At 44.4% G+C, this 4,213-nt stretch carries 4 protein-coding genes and 1 pseudogene; 4 read left to right on the top strand and 1 reads right to left on the bottom strand.

The features are described 5' to 3' along the window. Positions 1-643: tetratricopeptide repeat protein (locus AC4E7D_RS12275; RefSeq protein WP_490174082.1), on the top strand; the 643-nt coding region annotated here is incomplete at its 5' end. Beyond that, the gene (locus tag AC4E7D_RS12270; RefSeq protein ID WP_490174081.1) at positions 640-1,860 is read left to right on the top strand and encodes a YaiO family outer membrane beta-barrel protein; all 1,221 of its coding nucleotides are present in this window, start codon (positions 640-642) and stop codon (positions 1,858-1,860) included. The genes AC4E7D_RS12275 and AC4E7D_RS12270, both read left to right, overlap by 4 nt. A 454-nt stretch (positions 1,861-2,314) precedes the next feature. Here AC4E7D_RS12270 and AC4E7D_RS12265 read toward each other — a convergent pair whose 3' ends face one another. Then, positions 2,315-3,178: a sigma-70 family RNA polymerase sigma factor gene (locus AC4E7D_RS12265; protein WP_490174080.1), complete on the bottom strand. Its 864-nt coding sequence runs from the start codon at positions 3,176-3,178 to the stop codon at positions 2,315-2,317. Positions 3,179-3,372: 194 nt separating this feature from the next. Here AC4E7D_RS12265 and AC4E7D_RS12260 point away from each other — a divergent pair, with 194 nt between their 5' ends. Together AC4E7D_RS12260 and AC4E7D_RS12255 are read left to right on the top strand one after the other, a co-directional pair. After that, on the top strand, positions 3,373-3,888 hold the full coding sequence (locus AC4E7D_RS12260; RefSeq protein ID WP_490174079.1) for a DUF6155 family protein: 516 nt from the start codon (positions 3,373-3,375) through the stop codon (positions 3,886-3,888). Positions 3,889-3,910: 22 nt separating this feature from the next. Then, positions 3,911-4,213, top strand: a pseudogene (locus AC4E7D_RS12255) (glyoxylate/hydroxypyruvate reductase A); the annotation flags it as partial.

The following is a 4,213-nucleotide window of genomic DNA, read 5'->3' as shown; positions in this document are numbered from 1 at the left end:
GTATAAACTTGAAGGAGACCTTAGCCCTGTGGTTGTAAAAGACACTGATTTAAAGGACTCTATTAAATCAAGGCTAAATCAGTTCCGCGCCATAAACCAGTATGTCACCAAAAACAATAAACTGCTGCCTGAATCCTATAGCCTTTTTGCCAGCACCCTTAAGGTCCCAACCAAGGAAGAACAGGTCTGGATCAATTCTGTTTTTAATGGAAATGATTACGATGACGCTTATCAGACGGCCAGGCGCATCGCCCTTGACGGCAATACCGATCGCGCCCTCTTACTTTGTCGCTTCATACTGAACAAGGTTCCCGGTCATGTGGATTCCGAGGTCTTAATGGGACGGATCTACGGATGGGAAGGAGAGTACGAAACCGCTATGGAGATTCTGGAGCGCGCTGTGCAGAAATATCCTGTTTATGAAGATGCCTATTCTGCCTTACTGGATATCTATTTCTGGTCCGGACAAAACTACAAAGTGCCTTTACTTGAACGAAAGTTGAAACTGCACGATATTAATTCCAGTGAGATCAAAGTAAAACTGAAACGGGCTAAGGACATTTTACAGGAGGAAAAGGCGCAGGAAAGTATAATAAGGCAATCCTCAAAAGCCATGATCTCTAAAATTGAAACAGACCTATGAAAGTGAGGGGCTTAATATTGATATTATTTTGTTTCGGAATATACAGTGTTTTATCGCAGGATATTGCCTATAACGGAGATCCGGACAAGTCTTTTTCTACAGCCAGGACCATGGCCTTTGCCGGAGATTATCCCGGTGCCCGCGATACCCTAACCCTTATTCTTTCCAAATACCCTGAGTATACAGAAGTGGAGGATTTCCTCGCTCGAACTTATAGCTGGGATGGCAGATACAACGAAGCTCGGAAACATTTTAACCGTATAATATCCAGAGAAAAGGAATATAAGGAAGTATGGCTGGCAGCGGTTAGAAACGAGCTCTTTGCAGATAATACGCATATCGCTTTAGGCCTGGTCAACAAATCCCTGATCTACCTACCTGGGAATGCCGAACTGCTCAGCCTCCAACAGCAGGTGCTACACCAAATAAAAGGGGAACAATCTGGTGAAATGGCCGGAACAGTTCCAAAGGAAACCGAAGAAAACAAAACAAAAAACAGAGTGACTGTCGGTAATGCCATTGATGTTTTTGATGTTACCTATGACCCCATGGTCTATGCCTCTGTTGCCTATACCCGGGAGACCTCCTTTGGGAAGCTGATCCCCAGGATCAACTACAGCAATCGCTTTAACACCAACGGCTGGCAATATGAGTTGGACTTCTATCCAAGGTTTTCCAAAACACTATACGGATACCTCAATTACGGCTACTCGGATGATGTAATATACCCCCAACACAGGGCAGGGGCAGAGCTATACATGAACCTGCCCAAATCATGGGAGGTATCTGCAGGAATGCGTTACCTGGCCTTTTCCTCAGGGGCCACCACCATTGTTACCGGTTCAGTGGGTTTGTACAGAGGAAACTATTACCTCTCGTTCAGGCCGTATATAACGCCGGTTGGGGAGACAACCGGATTTTCTGGCAACCTGCTGGGCAGACGTTATTTTAAACACAAAGAAAACTATCTGGGGATCAACCTCGGAATAGGGTATGCCCCTGAATTAAGGCAGTTAAGCGCTAATAATGTTCTTCTGGCTGAAACCTTGTTTTTTGTGGCCTCCCAGCAACTGAGATTAGAATATCAGTTCACGACAAAGGATAAAGCCCACCTGTACCGGGCAAATATGGGGGTTACCCGTCAGGAATTTGTTTCCGTTCCAGACACCTATTTCTGGGCCCTGACCGCTGGAATGCAGTATGAGATAAGGTTCTGAAAGGGCCGTTTACCAGACTGTCCGATACACCACAAAAAAGCTTGTTTACACCACAATTTTTTGTTGTTACATACTAAGTTGCCTAAGTTTCAGTTATGTAATAGGAGATTTCTCCATATTACAGCAAAACCCAGACTTATCATGTTATACGATACCTACGGGGAGGAGTATTTGAATTTCCTCCGCGAATTGAACGAAATTTTAAGTTTAAATGAATTAGCTGAGTTGGACTATCTATAGTCCAACCAGCTTTTTTTAATCCCAAAGGCTATGGCAAAACATAACCACGACAATGCTGATTACATTAATTTCATCGAAAATCTGAATGAAATTTTAATGGATTCCAATATCAACAGACTAAGTTATTCTTAGGTGTTTATTAGTGTACCAATGGATGAGCAAAGCCCTGATGATGTCAGGGCTTTGTTATTTTTAAAAGGGGGATAGGAAAGTTTTATCCCAGATAACTTTTCAGCAACTTGCTACGTGAATTGTGCCGCAGTTTCCTGATGGCTTTTTCACGAATCTGACGTACTCGCTCGCGGGTAAGGTCGAAGGTTTGCCCGATCTCAGCCAGTGTCATAGAAGGCTGATCCCCGATTCCATAATACAGTTTAACCACGTCAGCTTCCCTGGGTGAAAGGGTCTCCAAAGCCCTGTTGATCTCGGTATTCAGCGACTGTTGCATGAGCCCTTTGTCTGGTCTGGGGGATTCTGCCGAATTCATGACATCATAGAGGTTTACGTCTTCCCCTTCCTTCAGCGGGGCATCCATGGAAATATGTCGACCCGAATTTTTAAGGGACTGTTTCACTTCAGACAGGGTCATATCCAGTTCCTGTGCTATTTCCTCAGCGGAAGGCGGACGTTCATGCGCTTGCTCCAGATAGGAGAAGGTCTTTTTAATTTTATTGATGGAACCAATTTTGTTCAAAGGCAAACGCACCACACGGGATTGTTCGGCCAGGGCTTGTAAAATGGATTGACGGATCCACCAGACTGCATACGAGATGAACTTAAATCCTCGGGTTTCATCAAAACGCTTGGCAGCTTTTACCAATCCTACATTTCCTTCATTGATAAGGTCAGGAAGTTTCAGGCCTTGATTTTGGTATTGTTTGGCTACGGAAACGACGAACCGTAAATTGGCGTTGGTGAGTTTTTCCAGGGCCGCCTGGTCCCCCTGGCGTATGCGTTGTGCAAGTTCAACTTCTTCACTTGCTGTAATCAATTCAATCTTACTGATGTCTTGCAGGTATTTGTCCAGTGATTTTGATTCGCGATTTGTTACCTGCTTGACGATCTTTAGTTGCCTCATACTGATATAGAAGAATTAAAAAGTTATAAGCTATCATTATACACTTTTATTATCGTTTTTCCAAAAGGAATCAACTTTACTTATTAAACAGTTATAAGCAGGGATCAAAGTGCATCCCAATCTGAATTTTTTCCGGCAGCTATTGGTCTGAGTAGGGGAATCCATGGCATCACAGATATGTGTATCTTCGCCCTGTGAGCAAAAGAGCGTTAAAGAAATACCTTTCCGAATTGCCTAGAGAGGCCCTGCAGGAGCAAGTAATTGACTTGTACGAACGGTTTCCCCAGGTGAAAAAGTTCTATGATTTTGCCTTCAACCCCAAAGAGGATAAATTGCTTCAGGAGGCCAAGTTCAAGATCAGCAACGAGTACTTTCCGGTAAGGCGAAAACGCCCCAGAGCCAGGAGGTCAGTTGCTCAAAAATATATCCGTCAGTTCCGTACCCTAGGAATGGCCCCTTACCTGGTAGCCGACCTCATGTTGTACAATCTCGAGACTGCCCAGTTGTTTGCCAGGGATAGGCGTGTTCCGCAAGCCTTTTACAAAAGCATGCTAAATTCTTTTACCGAGGCCACCCAATATATTTCTCAGCAAGAACTGCTTCCAGAGTTTAAGTCCCGAATCACAACTGTATATAATGGAATCAGGGAAGGTCAATGGCCGCTGATGGAAGGATTTAACAGGGCACTGGACTTGCTTGACATGGAATGAACCTGATAAAAATGAAGATGTAATGCCAATAGTAATCATACGTAACGATCACAAGGCCCAGGCCTGGAAGGAAGCGCTCTTAAAGGCAGATCCCTCCCTGGAAATCGTAACTCATAACGAACCTCATGACCCGGATTCCATTTCCATGGCAATGGTTTGGAAACCACCCCATGGCGTTCTGGCCCAATACCCCCAACTGCAATGTATTGCTTCTTTTGGGGCAGGTGTTGATTTCCTCTTTGAAGATGAAGACTTGCCTTCTGGCATTCCTATAACCCGCGTAGTTGATCCCGTGCTGGCTTCCGATATGTCTGAATTTGTCCAG

It is taken from the genome of Lentiprolixibacter sp., assembly GCF_982873095.1.
The sequence above is the reverse complement of the archived record's forward strand: the minus strand, read 5'-3'. Positions and strand labels throughout refer to the sequence as shown.